The organism is Bacteroides sp. 1_1_30, from assembly GCF_020982715.1.
GTDB lineage: Bacteria > Bacteroidota > Bacteroidia > Bacteroidales > Bacteroidaceae > Bacteroides > Bacteroides xylanisolvens.
In genome coordinates, this window is record NZ_JAJKHN010000006.1 from 42,765 (window position 1) to 61,056 (window position 18,292).

General features: G+C 46.4%; 11 protein-coding genes and 1 pseudogene. 4 read left to right on the forward strand and 8 right to left on the reverse strand.

The features are described 5' to 3' along the window. The first annotated feature begins 723 nt into the window (after nt 1-723). Entirely contained in the window at nt 724-846 is a 123-nt protein-coding gene (locus LPH68_RS26590) for a hypothetical protein (RefSeq protein WP_255679315.1), read from the forward strand. A 126-nt stretch (nt 847-972) separates the two neighbouring features. Here LPH68_RS26590 and LPH68_RS02670 read toward each other — a convergent pair whose 3' ends face one another. Beyond that, the gene (locus tag LPH68_RS02670) at nt 973-2,730 is read right to left on the reverse strand and encodes an AAA family ATPase (RefSeq protein WP_120068350.1); all 1,758 of its coding nucleotides are present in this window, start codon (nt 2,728-2,730) and stop codon (nt 973-975) included. Between the two features lie 136 nt (nt 2,731-2,866). Next, nucleotides 2,867-3,115 (reverse strand): hypothetical protein, encoded by a 249-nt coding sequence (locus LPH68_RS02675; RefSeq protein ID WP_225450099.1) that lies wholly within the window; start codon nt 3,113-3,115, stop codon nt 2,867-2,869. 142 nt (nt 3,116-3,257) lie between these two features. Between LPH68_RS02675 and LPH68_RS02680 the strand changes: the two genes are divergently transcribed. Then, nucleotides 3,258-5,705 carry a glycoside hydrolase N-terminal domain-containing protein gene (locus LPH68_RS02680; RefSeq protein ID WP_151923248.1) on the forward strand — a complete coding sequence of 816 codons (2,448 nt, stop codon included), beginning with the start codon at nt 3,258-3,260 and terminating at the stop codon, nt 5,703-5,705. A 36-nt stretch (nt 5,706-5,741) separates the two neighbouring features. After that, complete coding sequence (locus LPH68_RS02685; RefSeq protein ID WP_151923247.1) at nt 5,742-9,686, forward strand: hybrid sensor histidine kinase/response regulator transcription factor; 3,945 nt, start codon at nt 5,742-5,744, stop codon at nt 9,684-9,686. A gap of 147 nt (nt 9,687-9,833) precedes the next feature. On the opposite strand, the gene LPH68_RS02690 is transcribed toward LPH68_RS02685, so the two are convergent. From LPH68_RS02690 to LPH68_RS02700, 3 genes and pseudogenes are all read right to left on the reverse strand, one after another. Then, nucleotides 9,834-11,198 carry an efflux transporter outer membrane subunit gene (locus LPH68_RS02690; RefSeq protein ID WP_120068385.1) on the reverse strand — a complete coding sequence of 455 codons (1,365 nt, stop codon included), beginning with the start codon at nt 11,196-11,198 and terminating at the stop codon, nt 9,834-9,836. Between the two features lie 12 nt (nt 11,199-11,210). Next, nucleotides 11,211-14,390, reverse strand: a pseudogene (locus tag LPH68_RS02695) (efflux RND transporter permease subunit). A 14-nt stretch (nt 14,391-14,404) separates the two neighbouring features. Further along, nucleotides 14,405-15,511, reverse strand: a complete 1,107-nt coding sequence (locus LPH68_RS02700) for an efflux RND transporter periplasmic adaptor subunit (RefSeq protein WP_008641480.1) — start codon at nt 15,509-15,511, stop codon at nt 14,405-14,407. A 223-nt stretch (nt 15,512-15,734) separates the two neighbouring features. Between LPH68_RS02700 and LPH68_RS02705 the strand changes: the two genes are divergently transcribed. Next, nucleotides 15,735-16,646, forward strand: a complete 912-nt coding sequence (locus tag LPH68_RS02705) for an AraC family transcriptional regulator (RefSeq protein ID WP_004313768.1) — start codon at nt 15,735-15,737, stop codon at nt 16,644-16,646. An 87-nt stretch (nt 16,647-16,733) separates the two neighbouring features. Here the strand turns inward: LPH68_RS02705 and LPH68_RS02710 are convergent, their stop codons facing one another. The 3 genes from LPH68_RS02710 to LPH68_RS02720 are packed head-to-tail and all read right to left on the reverse strand — an operon-like array spanning nt 16,734 to nt 18,276. Continuing rightward, nucleotides 16,734-17,744, reverse strand: coding sequence for a type II toxin-antitoxin system HipA family toxin (locus LPH68_RS02710; protein ID WP_032852437.1), 1,011 nt, complete (start codon nt 17,742-17,744; stop codon nt 16,734-16,736). A gap of 2 nt (nt 17,745-17,746) precedes the next feature. Further along, nucleotides 17,747-18,070, reverse strand: a complete 324-nt coding sequence (locus tag LPH68_RS02715; protein WP_004308471.1) for a HipA N-terminal domain-containing protein — start codon at nt 18,068-18,070, stop codon at nt 17,747-17,749. An 11-nt stretch (nt 18,071-18,081) separates the two neighbouring features. After that, nucleotides 18,082-18,276 (reverse strand): helix-turn-helix domain-containing protein, encoded by a 195-nt coding sequence (locus LPH68_RS02720; RefSeq protein ID WP_004316118.1) that lies wholly within the window; start codon nt 18,274-18,276, stop codon nt 18,082-18,084. Nucleotides 18,277-18,292: the final 16 nt, after the last annotated feature.

Below are 18,292 nucleotides of genomic sequence, written 5' to 3' on the forward strand. Positions count from 1 at the left end.
CATTTAATAATAAAGATTCATATATTCATTAGCTAACAAAATAAGTCTCATAGACATCAGATTTAAGAATGAAGAGCCGAGATAGCTTTTCCAACTAACATTCTTGTCACAAAGGTAGAGTAGCTTTTAAAAAGAGGTATTTTAAAAATAGCCATTAAATATTCACTTTTCACCAAATCAACCCGTTCCATCGGAGAAATGGTTCTTATCACAAAAAGACAATGATTACAATATCCAACTATCCGGTTCTAACCTTACCAAAGCCCTCTTATTGAATATTCATGTTATAATCCGGTTCCATCCGTTTCAATTTTGTCTGCAAACGCCTTGATAGAAGGAAATAGCGGCTGAAAGCGAAAAAAGACGTCCCTCGCAGAAAGATACTGCAAACAAGGTAGAGTGCTTTCAGCGCATTCAGTTCTTTCAAATTAGCTGATGGATCTATATATCCAGCGTAGTAGGTATATATACTCACCACGCTGAATATATATGTCCGACAAGCAGGGTATATAGATTCATCATATGGGCAAAAGTCGGTGTTTGAACAAGTTCATAATCGAATCAAATTTCTACTCTCTGATTCCACCATCAGAGAAAGATTAGTAAAGCTATTTCGTAATTAGTTTCAACCCTATTTGAAACTAAAAGTTTCACGCCTGGAAACAAAGTGTTTCACCGTATGAAACGAAGTGTTTCACACCGAGAAACGGATTGTTTCAAGCCTTGAAACAATTTTTGAAACTAATCGCCACAGGTGAAGAGATGGTGAAGTGGTTGCACTTCACCCGCAAACTCTTTACTCATCGAAGAGACAGAGAAAAGGTGAAAGGGGAGATGGAAAGATGAAAAATAAATATCCAGTGGAGAAATTTATTCGATGCTGTAATGATTCAGTACTATACCGAAATGAATATTACTTTATAAGCTCTCTACTTCTTTTCCTGATAATTAACAGCTATCGAATGCTGTATCTCAAGAATTTACCTCCTCGCAAACTCTCATTTCCATACCTTTATACACTACCACAATCTTGTGTAGTTGCGTAGTGCCAATAGCGTTCTTCACCCTGTCGGTGTCAGCATAGCGGTTGGCCTGGGCAATAGCTTCCGCCCGCAATTCCTCCACCCGGCTTTCGGGGTCTTTGTATTTGGCATACTTCAACTCGATGATGTAGCTATGGCTCATGTCAGGGTAAATCTCCAACATGGGAGACAGGAAAATGTCAACATATCCGGATTGCGTGTCTGCTTCGGAGATGGGACGGTAGAAACGGTTTTGCGCTGTCATGGCAAGAGTGAAGCCATGTACGAAGGATTCTCCTTTCTGCTTGTCGCGCTGAGAGGCGTAGCGTTTCAGGCAATCGGCGATGTAGTCGAAGTAAGATTGCCATGCACCACGATATGCCAAGGCGGAAGATAGCTCATCTTTTTCATGGTTACTGAAACTGAGGTCGGCTTCATTGTATGTATTCAGCAGATAAGTATAGAGTTGTTCGCGCACTACCTGGTTGGGTATGATGAGTTTGGTCTTGCCTTCAAATGTTCCGCTCACGGTGAGCATGCCGAAGTAATAGAGCAGGCTCACGAAATTATCGGAATCTACAATGTTGGCAGCTGGGAAACCGTCTTTCAACTCGCCGGTGATGTATCCCTGGCTCACTAAAGTCTGGATAATGGAGGCATCGTGCGCAAACTCTTTATCCTTGCGGATAAGCATACGCAGTTTCTCGTAATCGATACGAATGTTACTTTCTATCATATTTCGCGGTGCCTTTCCGTTATTATCAATATAGTTCTTAACGAAATAGAGCACCATATTGGAGTTGTACAAGGTTGGCTGATCATAACACTCCTGCGCAAAGCAATAGTTGTCATACCACGGTTTCATAAGTTCTATCAACTCATCTACAGTGTGATGGAATGGAGCTTTAGTAGAATAATAAGTCAGCATTTCGCGGACTTCGTCCTCGGTGAAACCCATCATTGCGTTGAATTTCGGTGTGAGGGAATAGTTGGTGCCAATATTAAATCCACTGGTGAGGTCATCCATCGTGACGGGACTCACTCCGGTGATGAAGCAACGCTTGATGCTGGAATAGGTTCCGGCTTTCACCCTATTGAAGAAGGCGCGCAGGTAGCCTTCCTTGTGGGTCTCTTCCGTATATCGGTGAATGCTTTCGGCATCCGAGAGGATGGCATTGGTGAAGTGGTCATATTCGTCAATGAAAAGATATATTTGCTGCCCGGCAAGTTCACACTGATGATATAGATAATCCAACTGCTCAACAGCTCCTGCTTTTTCATTCAAGACTTCCTTAATGCCTTTCGGCAGGTATTCTGCATAAATATCACAGAAATAATCGAAGCTGGTATTGCAATGTGCATCCAACCCTTGACGGTAGTTGTGCAACTCTCCACTAATTCCTGAGAAATTGAGATACAGCACCAGATAACTGTTACGGTCTCGTGTGGGATGCTTTCCGATATAGAGGTCGCCAAACAGGGCATCGAACTTGTCACGTGTACGCACATCATAATAGTGTTGCAACATGTTCAGCGTAAGGCTCTTGCCGAACCGGCGCGGGCGGATGAAAAAGAAGAATCTGTCCGATTGTTCTATTACAGGGATGAACGAGGTTTTATCCACGTAATAATAATTATCAAGACGAATATCCGCAAAGTTCATCATGCCGTATGGCAGCAACTTTCTTTCTGATGATACATATTCCATAATCCGGTGTATTTATGAGTTCACTTTTTATCAGTGCAAACAAAGATACGCTCTTTCCGCTACTTTCACAAACAAATGATTTTAAAAATGTTCTCTGCCCTGATACTCTTCCATGAGTACTGCAAGAAACAATAGATCAAAATGGACTCATCATCGTTGCTTTCTTACACACCTTATCTATAAACATGTTCATTGGGGTCGATATTGCAATGAGGTCCTTATATGCTTCGGCATATAATTCTTCCCGGCTCATACCTGTCAGATACATACTTGTTTTTATATAGGAAACAAAGGTAGTATTTATCTCCAGACCGGACATCATCCGTCGGAGTGTTTTTCTTTGAAAATTGGATATACTGAATGTAAACCAGACCCGGTTCTTCATTAGAAACATCTTACCAAACCCACAAAGAAGCACTTTTAGCGATTTTTAAAAGCCTATTGGTAAAAATTGAAACCAACCCGCTAGACAGAATCTTAAAAAACAAGTACCTTTGTATCTCACATTCCTTTAAACAACACATATTATGAAAAAACTCTGCCCTCTTATTCTTTGCACACTTTTTTCTCTTTCCGCAGCGTCCATAGAGACGGTGGATTATACTCAAGGGCTTTCCGTATGGTTCGACACTCCCAACAATCTCGATGGACAAGCTATCTGGCTACGTGCCAACGGCACAGGGGCGAATCCGGACAAAGCATGGGAAAGCCGTTCGCTACCTATCGGGAATGGCAGCCTGGGAGCGAATATCATGGGCTCCATATCCGCAGAACGAATCACACTGAATGAAAAAACTCTCTGGAAAGGGGGGCCGAATACCGCCAAAGGCGCCGAGTATTATTGGAACGTAAACAAACAGTCGTCAGGTGTACTGAAAGAAATCCGGCAGGCTTTCCTGGACGGGGATTCTAAAAAGGCGGGGTATCTCACGCAGGAAAACTTCAACGGGCTGGGAGCTTATGAAGAAAAAGACGAGACTCCGTTCCGCTTCGGTGCTTTTACCACGATGGGAGAGCTTTATGTGGAAACCGGACTCAGCGAAATCAATATGAGCAATTACCGCCGCATCCTGTCGTTGGATTCGGCGATGGCTGTGGTGCAATTTTACAAAGACGGGATACGGTATCAACGTAAATACTTCATATCCTATCCAGACAGCGTTATGGTCATGAAGTTTACTGCCGACAAAGGCGGAAAACAGAATCTTGTACTTAGCTATTGTCCCAACAACGAAGCAAAAAGCCATCTGGAAGCAGATGGAAACGACGGATTAGTATATACCGGCGTTCTCAATAACAACGGAATGAAATTCGCTTTCCGAATCAAAGCTATCCACAAAGGGGGAACACTGAAAGCAGAAAACGACCGGATTATTGTGAAGGATGCTGACGAAGTGGTATTCCTGCTTACGGCAGATACCGATTATAAGATGAACTTTGCCCCAGACTTCAAAGACCCGAAAGCCTACGTCGGCAACGACCCGTCACAAACGACTCTGGCTATGATGGACAATGCCCTGAAAAAAGGTTATGACGAGCTTTATCGTAATCACGAAGCCGATTATACCGCGCTGTTCAATCGGGTACGTTTTGAAATCAATCCGGAAATCGGCACTCCCAACCTGCCGACCTACAAACGACTGGCTAGCTATAAGAAAGGCGTGCCGGACTATCAGCTCGAACAATTGTACTATCAGTTCGGACGCTATCTGCTCATAGCCAGTTCGCGCCCCGGCAACATGCCAGCCAACCTGCAAGGATTGTGGCACAACAATACCGACGGCCCGTGGCGGGTAGATTACCACAATAACATCAACATTCAAATGAATTACTGGCCTGCGTGCCCCACCAATCTCTCTGAATGTACATGGCCTTTGATTGACTTTATACGCAGCTTGGTAAAACCCGGCGAGAAGACAGCACAAGCCTATTTCAACGCCCGCGGATGGACAGCATCCATCTCTGCCAATATCTTCGGATTCACAGCTCCCTTATCCAGCAAATCTATGGCATGGAACCTGAATCCTACCGTCGGTCCGTGGCTGGCAACGCATATATGGGAGTATTATGATTATACCCGTGACACGAAATTCTTAAAGGAAATCGGCTACGACCTTATCAAAAGCAGCGCACAGTTTGCGGTAGACCACTTGTGGCACAAGCCCGACGGGACTTACACCGCCGCTCCTTCCACTTCTCCCGAACACGGCCCGGTGGACGAGGGAGTCACTTTCGCGCATGCCGTAGTACGTGAAATATTACTGGACGCCATCCAGGCAAGCAAGGTGCTCGGAACGGACGCCAAAGAACGCAAACAATGGGAGAATGTATTGGCAAAACTAGTTCCGTACCGCATAGGACGCTACGGTCAGTTGTTGGAATGGTCTACCGACATAGACGACCCGAAAGATGAACACCGCCACGTCAACCACCTGTTCGGATTGCATCCGGGGCATACCATCTCTCCCGTGACTACCCCCGAACTTGCACAGGCAGCCAGAGTGGTACTGGAACATCGCGGAGACGGCGCTACCGGTTGGAGCATGGGTTGGAAGCTCAACCAATGGGCACGACTGCAAGACGGAAACCATGCGTATAAACTATACGGCAACTTATTGAAAAACGGTACACTGGACAACCTCTGGGATACCCATGCGCCTTTCCAGATAGACGGAAACTTCGGCGGTACGGCAGGAATAATCGAGATGTTATTGCAAAGCCACATGGGATTCATCCAACTTCTTCCCGCTTTGCCGGATGCATGGGCAAACGGCTCAATAAGCGGAATCTGCGCCAAAGGAAATTTTGAGGTTTCCATCTCCTGGAAAGAGGGACAACTGGAGAAAGCTATCATCCATTCCAAATCCGGAATCCCCTGTAACGTAAGATACGGAGACAAGACGCTCAAGTTCAAGACCGTAAAAGGGAAAAAATACGAAATCACCTTAAAAGGGGACAAGTTAGCCGTATTATAAAGAAGGCATCTGTCCTCATAAACAAACCTGCTTTACATGAAAACCAAATACGCTGTTCTGCCAAGCCTTTTCTTTATCATACAGTTAGTCGGTGTTCTCCCTCTCCGGGCAGAACACTATTACTTTAAACAAATCTCTCTGAAAGAAGGGCTGCCTTCCAACGTGCGCTGTATTCTCCGGGATGAGCAGGGTTTCGTATGGATAGGTACCAAATCGGGACTGGGAAAGTTCGACGGGCACGAACTGAAAAGATACAAACACCAGGCAAACGACCCGAACTCGCTTCTCCACAACCTGATTTATCAGATTGCCGAAGACAAGCAACACAACATCTGGGTACTGACCGAAAAAGGCATTGCCCGCTACCAACAGCAGAGCAACGACTTCACGTTCCCCACGGACGAAGACGGGAAGAATATCACCGCCTATTCCTTCTGCCTTGTCCCGGACGGAATCCTTTTCGGCGGCAAGGACAGGATTTACAAATATAGTTACGAAGATTCTTCTCTCCGGCTTCTGCAATATTTCAATGCCAACCCTTTTAAAATCAACGCTCTCAGTATGTGGGACTCAAAGACGCTGCTCTGTTGCAGCCGTTGGAGGGGCATATTCCTCGTAGACCTGCATACCGGAGAGCACAGACGTCCCCCCTTCGACTGCGGACCGGAAATTACCACCATGATGACCGACAGCCGGAAAAGAATATGGATTGCCCCTTACAGCGCCGGACTGCGCTGTTATTCACACGACGGCAAACTACTGGCTTCGTATTCCACCCGCAACTCCGCCCTCAGCAACGACATCGTCCTAAGCCTCGCCGAAAGGGAAGGGCAACTGTGGATAGGAACCGACGGCGGCGGAATCAATATCCTCACCCCCGAAACCGGGGAAATCTCCCAACTGGAATATATCCCGGGACGTGAAAACTACTCTCTCCCCGCCAACTCCATTCTCTGCCTGCACAACGACCATAACAACAATATATGGGCAGGAAGCACCTGCAACGGATTGATTAGCATCCGGGAAGTGTTCATGAAAACCTACACCGACGTAGTCCCCGGCAACGACCGCGGACTAAGCAACAGCACCGTGCGAAGTCTTTACCGCCAATCGCCCGACAGTATCTGGATTGGTACGGACGGCGGCGGTATCAACCTCTTTAACCCGCGTACCGAGAAATTCACCCATTATCTTTCTACCTGGAACGATAAAATAGCGTTTATCAGCGGATTCACTCCCGGAAAACTACTGATTTCCCTTTTCTCCAAAGGAGTATTCATATTCAACCCCGCAACCGGGGAGAAACAGCCTTTTACCATTGTCGACAAAGAAACTACGACACAACTTTGCAACCGGGGTAAATCGGTCAACTTATATCAGAACACCCCCAACACCGTGTTATTACTGGGCGACCATGTCTACCAGTATCACCTGAAAGAAAAGAAATTCGACAAGGTCACCGGAGAAGAAGGGAAAAGTATTGTCGGCACGCTCGTCCCCTTCAAGCACGAGAACAACCGGACTTACATCAACGATTTCAAACATATCTACGAACTGCACGATGGGGATTCCTTGCTGCAAACAACCTTCGAATGTTATCAGGATACCGTAATCAGTTCGGCGTCACACGACGAGCACGGCGATTTCTGGATAGGAAGCAATTTCGGCCTTATCCACTACAACCCCGTTTCCCAAAAACAGACGCACATCCCTACCAACTTGTTTACAGAAGTCAACATGGTGCAATGCGACCAGAGGGGCAAAGTATGGATAGGTGCGGATAATCTGCTTTTCGCCTGGCTTATACAGGAACAGAAGTTCGTTCTCTTCGGAGAGTCGAACGGAGCTATCCAAAACGAATATCTGCCCAACGCCCGGTTGGTAAACAATGAGGGGGATGTCTATATCGGCGGTGTAAAGGGTATGCTGCGCATTGACGGCCAGCTGCTGCTGAATACATCGGAAATGCCGGAACTGCAACTGTTGGATATTATCATCAATGGTGAGCCTGCACAGAACAAGCTATATAGTCGTCCGGCAGCAATCTCTGTCCCGTGGAACAGCAATATCACTATCCGAATCATGTCGAAAGAAGAGGATATCTTCCGCAAGAAAGTCTATCGCTACCGGATAGAGGGATTGAACGACCAGTATATCGAATCGTACCAGCCGGAATTGGTAATCCGGTCGTTACCACCGGGCTATTACAAAATTATGGCTTCATGCACAGTGAAAGACGGCAGTTGGATTCCCAACCAGAAAATACTGGAACTAACCGTACTCCCGCCGTGGTATCGCACGTGGTGGTTCATTCTCGGTTGTGCCATTCTCATTGCCACCATAATCATCGAAACTTTCCGCAGAACATTGAAACGTAATCAGGAAAAACTGAAATGGGCGATGAAAGAGCATGAGAAACAGATGTACGAGGAAAAGGTACGCTTTCTTATCAATATCAGCCACGAGTTACGGACTCCGCTGACGCTTATTCATGCGCCACTCAATCAGATTTTGAAGTCGCTCTCTTCCGGAGACAGCCAATATCTGCCGTTAAAAGCCATCTACCGGCAGGCACAACGGATGAAGAACTTGATTAATATGGTGCTCGACGTGCGGAAAATGGAAGTAGGGGAGAGTAAACTGCAAATTCAGCCTCATCCGCTCAATCAATGGATTGAACACGTTTCGCAGGATTTTATCAGTGAGGGGGAAGCAAAGAATGTGCATATCCGCTATCAGCTCGACCCACGGATAGAGAAAGTCAGTTTCGATAAGGACAAATGCGAGATTATCCTAAGTAACCTGCTTATCAATGCCTTGAAACACAGTCCGCAGGACACGGAAATAACGATTGCTTCGGAACTGCTGCCCGAAGAAAACCGGGTGCGTATCTCCATCATCGACCAGGGATGCGGACTGAAACAAGTGGATACGCACAAGCTCTTTACCCGCTTCTACCAGGGAACGGGAGAACAGAGCGGAACAGGAATCGGCTTGTCTTACTCCAAGATTCTGGTGGAACTGCACGGCGGCTCTATCGGCGCACAGGATAATGAAGAAACCGGAGCCAGCTTTTTCTTTGAGTTGCCGTTGAGGCAGGAACCGGAAGAAATCATCTGCGAGCCAAAAGCTTATCTGAACGAGTTGATGATGGATGATAACAGCGGGCAGCCGTCCGCGAAAGAGGTATTCGACACCACTCCATACACTATTCTCGTAGTGGATGACAATCCGGATATGACAGACTTTCTGAAAAGAACGTTCGAAGGATACTTCAAACGGATAATTATCGCCGGAGACGGGGGGGAAGCCCTTCAACTGGTCAGAAGCCATGTCCCTGATATTATAGTCAGTGACGTGATGATGCCTCGGATGAACGGGTATAAACTTTGTAAAACGATTAAAGAGGATATCAATATCAGTCACATCCCAGTCATTCTGCTAACTGCCAGAGATGACAGGCAAAGCCAAATAAGCGGTTACAAGAATGGAGCGGACGGCTATTTAAGCAAACCTTTCGAAGTGGAAATGCTAATGGAACTTATCCGCAACCGGTTGAAAAACCGGGAATATACCAAGAAAAGGTATTTGAACGCAGGATTAATCCCCACTCCGGAAGAAAGCACCATCAGCCTGACAGACGAAACATTCCTGATTAAACTGAATAGTATCATCCAGGAAAATATAGAAAATTCCAACCTGGGCATCCAGTTTATCTGCCAGGAAGTAGGATTGGGCCGTTCTTCGCTTTATAACAAACTGAAAGCACTTACAGGCATGGGAGCGAACGAGTATATCAGTAAGCTCCGTATAGAAAAAGCTATTACATTGATATCCGGCACGGATATGCCCTTCTCTGAAATTGCAGAGAAAACAGGGTTTACCACTCCGAGTTATTTCAGTACGGCTTTCAAGCAATATACCGGGGAAACACCCAGTCAATATAAAGAAAGAAAAAAGAAAGGTCTGGCTGATAAATAATACCATCATTATTCTTTATGCTGGCTGAAGTTTCCGGCTGCAAGCCAATTCGCCGCATATTGACCGATTAACAAACGGGCTGCCACAGAATCACTTCTCCGGCAGCCCTTCTTTCATTAAATTAGAAAACAGAGAGTATGATACAGTTTATTCCTGACCTCCTCCTAAAGCACGGTATAGGTTAATTAAACTTTGTATTTCAGTAAAATGATTTGCCGTCTGCGAGAGTTGCGCACTAAGCAACGACTGCCGGGAGGTAAGCACTTCCAGATAGGTTGTATTACCATGCTCCATCAACAGAGTAGTGCTCCGCAGAGCCGTTTGCAGGGAAGTGATCTGTTTATCCAACAAGATTCTTTTTCCCTGACTGGTTTGATAGGCAATCAACGCATCATTCACCTCACTACCGGCATTGAGCAACGTTTGCTGAAAACCGAGAGCCGCTTCTTCCTGTTGCGCACGGGCAATGCGGTATTGTGCCACCACCTGTCCTCTGTTAAAGAGCGGCTGCGTAAGCGAACCTACCGCTGACGCGAGAAACTTGCCCGGATTGATAATCATCGCCCCGGCGGAGTTTGTCCATCCGGCACTCCCGCTCAAAGTGATGGAAGGATAGAAAGCCGAACGTGCCGCATTGGTGCCATAGAACGCCGCTTCCAACGTCCGCTCTGCCGAACGGACATCCGGACGGGAAGAAAGCATTTGGACAGGAATCCCTATCGAGAAGTCGGCAGGAAACTGTTGCTTTGCCAATATACCACGCTCATAGTTGCGTGGCGTCTCCGCCAATAATAAGGCAAGACTGTTCTCCACCTGATTGATCTGCTGCTGCAAATCGAGGATCGAACCCTGCACCTGATAATAGGCCGCCTCCATCTGCGACACAGCCGATTCGTTTGCCAGTCCGGCATTCATTAATGCACGGGTGGACGCAACGGTTTCTTTCCATGCCTCTTCCGTTTGACGGGAGATGTCGAGTTGTTCGTCCAGCATCAACAGGGTATAATAGGTATTGGCGATACCTGCTATCAACTGTGTACGGACTGCCTGACGGTAATCTTCGCTTTGAGCATAAAGCGCTTTCGCCTGTTTCTTGGAGTTGCGCATACGCCCGAAAACGTCCAACTCCCAACTGGCAGTAACGGGCAACGAATAAGTCTGCGTAGCCTTCTGCGTATCGAAACTGCTCACTGTTCCCTGCGGAGCAAGAGCAAAAGCGGGCAGAAAAGCAAGTTTGGCGGACATCAGTACGGCCTGTGCTTCTTCCACACGGAGCTGGGCAGACTGATAGTCGGTATTGGTCTGCAATCCCACTTCAATGAGAGACTGCAAATAAGGGTCGGTGAAGAGTTCCCGCCAGTCCATATTACCCAGACCGGCAGTGTCTTCGGTCACCACTTCCCCGCCGTAAAGATCGTCGGGAACGACAGTGGCGGGTTCGTATTTGGTATAGATGCCACAACCGCTCAACGACAGACTGATGGCAACTAATGTGATGATATTCTTCTTCATTCTTTCTTTCATTTATTTACGTTCGCGTTCAACTTCACTCTTTTCTTTCTCTAAAAGCACCTGCACATCTGGTTCCTTTTCCATCGGTTTACGGATTTTCTCTTGCAAAAACTCAAAGATGATGTAGAAAACCGGAACGACAAAGAGCAATGCCAGTGTCCCGACAGCCATACCGCCCACAACACCCGTACCCAGCGAACTATTGCCATTGGCACCCGCACCGGAAGAGAACATCAGCGGAAGCATACCGAAGATCATCGTCAACACCGTCATCAGGATAGGACGCAAGCGGACTTGTGCGGCAGAGTAGGCAGACTCCACAATACCCATTCCCTTGCGGCGACGTTCTATGGCGTACTCCGTAATCAGAATGGCTGTCTTAGCCAGCAAACCGATCAACATAATCACACCTGTCTGCAGATAGATATTATTCTCCAACCCGAGTATTTTGGCGAAAAGGAACGACCCCATCAGCCCGAACGGCACGGAGAAGATAACGGCAAACGGTATGAGGAAACTTTCGTAAAGACAGGCCAGAATCAGATAGATAAGGAAGATACAGATGGCGTAAATGAAAACCGTCTGCGCACCACCGCTACTTGCTTCTTCGCGTGCCATACCACCATATTCATATCCGTAGCCTGCCGGCAAAGATTGCGCAGCCACTTCTTCAATCACTTTCTACACCTCGCCGGAGGAGTAACCGTCGGCAGGATTCACATTGGCGGTGATGGTGCTGTAAAGGTTGAAACGGTTAGCCGTTTCCGGTCCCAGCACTTGCTTCAGCGTCACGAACTGGCTCACCGGAGCCATCTGCGTACCATTGCGTACAAACATATTATTCAGTGCCTGCTCGTCGAGGCGGTATTCAGGCGAAGCCTGCATCATCACACGATATACTTTACCATACTGGTTATAGTTGGAAATATACGCGCCACCGCAATAACTGCCCACCGCATCGAGCACCGCACTCGGCGAAATTCCTGCACGCTTACATTTGGCAGCGTCCACTTCCACCGATATCTGCGGGAAGTTGATAGCATACGATGTATAAGCCATCGCTACCTCCGGACGCTCGTTCAGAGCACCGAGGAACTGTATAGCCGCTTCATAGAACGTAGCCAATTCTCCACCCGTCATGTCCTGAAGGTTCAGTTCGAGGGAGTTACCCATACCGTAACCCGGAATCATGGCAGGCTGGAAGCTGAATACCTGTGCTTCCTTTATCGCCTGGAATTGTCCGTTGAGGCGAGACACCACAGCATCCGAGCTATGCTCCTTGCCCTTTCGTTCGCTCCAGTCTTTCAGACGGATAATAATCGTACCGTACGAAGTTCCCTGACCGGATATCAGTCCGTATCCTGCTACGCGGGCGTAGTGTTCTATTTCGGGTGTATCTTTCAGGATATTTTCCAAGCGGTCCATCACTTTCGTGGTTTCTTCGAGCGTACTTCCCGGTGAAATGCTGACATTCACCATAATGACACCTTGGTCTTCCTGCGGCACAAGTCCCGTTTTAGTGGTACTCATCAGGTAAACCAGCAAGGCAACGGCAACAGCCAGTGAAGTCCACACCATCCAGCGATGGCGGATGAAGAACATCACACCTCTTTTATATTTACCCAATACGGCATTGAACGAAGCATTGTAAGCTGCACGTACCCGTCCGTTGATACTCTTGGCACTCTTGGTTCCGTCCGACGGACGCATCATGATGGCGCACAAAGCGGGACAGAGCGTCAAAGCCGAAATCATCGAAATACCTACGGCAGTTGCCATCGTGATACCGAATTGTGTATAGAACACGCCCGAAGTACCTCCCATGAAGGTTACAGGAATAAACACAGCCATAAATACACAGGTACAGGAGACAATAGCCATCGTCACGTCGCCCATTGCGTCTTTCGTGGCAAGATAGGCAGACTTATATCCGGCATCGAACTTGGATTGCACGGCCTCCACCACCACAATGGCATCATCCACCACCGTACCGATGGCAAGCACCAGCGCAAACAGTGTCAGGATGTTCAGACTGAAACCCGCAGCCACCAGACAGGCAAACGTACCCACCAACGACACAATGATAGAGATAGAGGGAATCAGCGTACTCTTCAAATCCTGCAAGAAGAAATAGACCACGAGGATGACCAGAATGATGGCAATAATCAGCGTCTCCACCACATTGTGTATGGAAGCGAAAAGGAAGTCATTGGAACTCATCATCGTGACGAACTCCGTTCCTTCCGGCAGATTCTTCTCCATCCGCTCTATCTGCGTAGTGATTTCTTTGTTAACAGCGGTAGCATTGGAACCGGCTGTCTGGAATATCATATAAAGAACGGCAGGCTGACTGTCCATCTCACTGCGGAAACTATACGTCATCGTACCCAGTTCCACCTCTGCCACATCTTGCAGGCGAAGTATCGAACCGTCTTCCCGCGAACGGACAACCGTGTTCCGGAATTCTTCCACGCTTTTGAGGCGTCCGCGATATTTCATCGTAAACTGGAAAACATTCTTCGAGCTTTCGCCCAGTGAACCGGTAGGAGCTTCGATATTCTGCTCACCCAACACAGCGGTAATGTCCGACGGAACCAGTCCGTATTGTGCCATCCGTTCCGGTTTCAGCCAGATACGCATACTGTATGTATCGCCCAGTTCCATCACGTCTCCCACTCCCTCGATACGTTTAATCTGGGGAATGACATTGATGTCCAGGTAATTGGCAAGGAACGTCTGATCGTATCGACCGTCCGTGCAGACCAAAGCACCAATCTGCAAGAAGCTGGTCTGCCGCTTCATCGTGCTGACGCCGACTTTCGTTACTTCAGCCGGAAGCAATCCCTGCGCTTTCGCCACACGGTTCTGCACGTTGACTGCCGCCATATCGGGGTCCGTGCCCTGCTTGAAATAAACCTGTATAATAGCCAAACCTGCATTGGAAGCACTGGAACTGATGTACATCATGTCTTCCACACCGTTGATACTCTCCTCCAGTGGCATGATGACACTGTTCATCACTGCCTCGGCATCGGCGCCTGTATAACTGGCAGTTACGTATACCGTTGGAGGCGCAATGTCAGGATATTGCTCCACCGGCAGCGTGAAGAGCGAAATAAGCCCTATAGCCAGAATCAGTACGGAGATGGAGATAGCCATCACCGGCCGTTTTATAAATATATTTCCTTTCATAATCAGTCTCCTTCTTATTTAACTTGCATGCCTTCGCGCACCAGTCCGGCGCCTTCCGATACAATTTCATCACCTGCTTTCAGTCCGTCCAGCACCACATATTCGCGTCCGTCATTGTTTGCGGCCACTGTTATCAGGGTAGATACAGCCTTCCCGTCCACTACCTTATATACAATCGTCTTATCCTGCATCCGCACGGTGGCCGTCTGCGGAATAGCAATACAGTCTTTATAAATGCTCGGCACTACCACCGTGCCCGATGCTCCGCTATGAAGCAACCGCGATTCGTTGGGGAACACCACGCGCGCCACCACAGTACCCGTTTGCCGATCGATGACGCCGCTGATGGATTCGATGACACCTTTCTTATTATAAACCGAATTATCATTCAGGCGTAATTCCACTTCCGGCATGTTCTTCAACGCTTCGTCCATGTCGCCATACTGGCGGGTGAGGGCAAGCAACTGATTCTCGGTCATGGAGAAATAGACATACATATCCGAGTTGTCGCTGACCGTAGTAAGCGGATAGGGCATATTGGCACTTACCAATGCGCCTGCACGATAAGGCAACGCACCTACGACTCCGTCACTGGGACTTTTCACCTCGGTATAAGAGAGATTGTTGCGGGCACTGATCTCTTGTGCTTCGGCCTGCGACAGTTGAGCTTTGGCGGTGAGATAAGAATTCTCGGCCGTTTTCAGGCTGAATTCCGAAACTACTTTCTGTGCATACAGTTCTTTGTTGCTCTTGTAGGTCAGTTCGGCAGTACCCAGTGCGGCACGTGCTGCTTCCACATTGGCAGTGGCGGTTTTCAGTGCGGCCTTGTAAGGCACTTGGTCGATAATGAAAAGCGATTGCCCGCGGCGTACTTTTTGCCCTTCGGTCACACAGAGTTTCTCAATCGTTCCCGACACCTGCGGATAAATATCAATATCCTGTCGCCCACGTATGCTCGCCGAATAGGAAGAAGAAAATTCCTTATCCACCGCTTCTATCTGCATTACTGCATAAGAAGAAGATTTCACTCCCGCATCCGATGCTTGCTTGCAAGATGCCATCCACACTGTACAACCGACAATCCCTATCAGCCGTATCCATTTTTTGCTTACTGTAATCATACTTTCTCTTTTGGTCTTTTGTTAAATCCTGGACAAAAGTAGGAGAAAAGAACAAGGCAAGAGTGACCAATTTCCCTCCATAAATGTCCTATTTTCGCCATTTACGTTTATTATAGCTAACTATTTGGCAATAAACGACATATCAAACAAATCTGAAGAAGTATGGGACATTCTGTTTTCCCGATTATTCACCAACTTTGCAAAAAGTAAAAAAGGAAAGAACATGGAAAAAGAGAACATTATTACGGTGGATATAGAGGATTTTAAGGACAGTCAGCACGTCCTTGATTATATCGATGATGATTTTGCGATAGTCAACAGTCTGGAGGGGACTCCTTATAGTAATGATACAATCAAACTGAATTGTTTTCTCATCGCGGTTTGTATAGAAGGGTGCATCCAGTTAGACGTCAACTACCGGACCTATAAGTTGCAGGCGGGCGAGCTGCTGCTCGGTCTACCCAACACGATTATCAGCCATACAATGCTAAGTCCTAAATATAAGGTCAGGCTTGCCGGGTTCTCTACCCGTTTCCTGCAACGTATTATTAAAATGGAAAAGGAAACGTGGAATACTGCCATTCATATCCACAACAATCCGGTGAAGTCGGTTGACAACGGGGAGGATCAAACAGTCTTCGGATTCTACCGGGATTTAATTATAGCGAAAATAAACGATGAGCCTCATTGTTACCACAAAGAAGTGATACAACATCTCTTCTCCGCTATCTTTTGCGAAATGATGGGGCAGCTTCATAAGGAAATCGAAGCTTCCGGCAACATGGAAGGTTCGAAAGAAGGCATCAAACAGGTGAATTACATTTTGCGGAAGTTCATGGAACTGTTATCGAAGGACAAGGGTATGCACCGTTCGGTGAGTTATTTTGCCAACGAGCTTTGTTATACTCCGAAGCATTTCTCGAAAGTCATCAAGCAGGCATGTGGCAGGACTCCGTTGGATTTGATTAACGAAACTACCGTGGAGCATATCAAATACCGATTAAAACGTTCGGAAAAGTCTATCAAGGAAATTGCGGAAGAGTTCAACTTCCCCAATCAGTCCTTTTTCGGGAAATACGTAAAAGCGCATTTGGGAACATCACCGGCCAATTATCGGAACAGAAAAGAAGAATGACAAAAAGAACAGATTCTTATGTTAGACAAATCTTTTTGGGGATCTTGTTCATCTTAATATAAAAAAAGAGTAATAATGTGCACATTATTACTCAATAACACTAAGATAGCTCCCGACTCTTGACTTATACATAAGTCTATATTGCTTTTTCAATTCTTTAGAGAGAAAAGAATGTTCAATCAGTTGATCAGTCAATTCATATATCTTACTATATTTTTCGAGACAAGAGTTTACCAAACGCTCGGGTAGACCTATTTTTAAGCCAAAGTGATAAAAAGTCTTCCCAGTAACCGCTGATGCACCACCGAAATAATCCGGTTCAGGATTAACAAACAAACCTTTGCTCATGGCAAAGATACCATCGTTTATATGGAGATGAGTATTCAATAAATCGTAAGCAGGAGATAGGCGGAATCTTCCTTTCTTCTCTTCCAATAAAGAAAAGTTCTTTAAATGGGCATCGCCGTTAGAATAGACAAAGTTGAACAAGATAAGTTCAAAAAAACGCAATTTATCCACTTGGGGGACAGAGCTGTATTTATCTATAATTCTTGCAAACTCTTCATAGGCCAGATTGTCATATTTATAATCGGAACCTCCATTTTTCCTGGTAAGCCCGGCTAAAGAAGCAAAATCCTCCTTTTGTAACTTTCCTTTCTCCGACAAATCAAAACGTCGTACAAAATAAGCAGGGGTTCCGTCCTGAAAAAAGCATAATCCATTAGGAGCTGTCGGAATCCCATATACTTGCGCAGCTATCTGCATTGTCAAATGTTCGTTAGCAGGACAAAACTCCTTGTTACGGAGATTATTGGGAACAGGCTTTAATATGAATTCGCCCTGTTCTCCCTCTTTGGTCAATCGCAATATCCCGTCATCGGCAACTAAAGAATACTTAATCTGGACTCCAGAAACGGATATGCGTTTGCTATTGTTATTGAAGAGATCAATACCGACATTATCGTCAAAATGCCTGTAAGGTAATTCACAAGATATATTTTTCCCATCAGAAAGCTGCTTCAAGGCTTTGGGTGAATATCCGCTTTCTCCACCAGTCTCCCGTAAAAGTGAGGGACAAATATGAATATCAGTTCCCATTATCACATTTTTTTAATTGTTATTGCTCCGATTGTATCTGTATGGGCAGTAGCCAGAAGAATACCAAAATCATCCTCTTCATCAATATGCAGGTTTCTAGCTTGAATAATCCGATTATCCCCTTCAGATGTCATATTAAAAAAGACAGGGAAAAGATAGGAAGAGGTATATTCCTGCTGTGTCTTGGGCATGGTCAGTGAGACAGCTGGGAGTTGTGGATTATTATAATAGTCCGTATCATAACAGAATGAATAGTGTTCACGATCTATTTCTGTTAACAGACCGGCATAAATACCTTTTATATAGACTTTGGCAGATCGACTCATATGTGTGTCTATTATTGAATATGAATACTAAGTCCTAAAGTTTTCAGGACATTAAAAAGAACATCGAAGCGGGGATTACCACTTCCACGTTCCAAGCGGACCAAAGCGTTAATCCCTATTCCTGCAAGAGTGGCCAACGTAGACTGATCCAACCCCAACTCCTTACGCCTTTCGCGAATATGTTTTCCTATCTCTATTAAATCCATAATTCACCATATATAG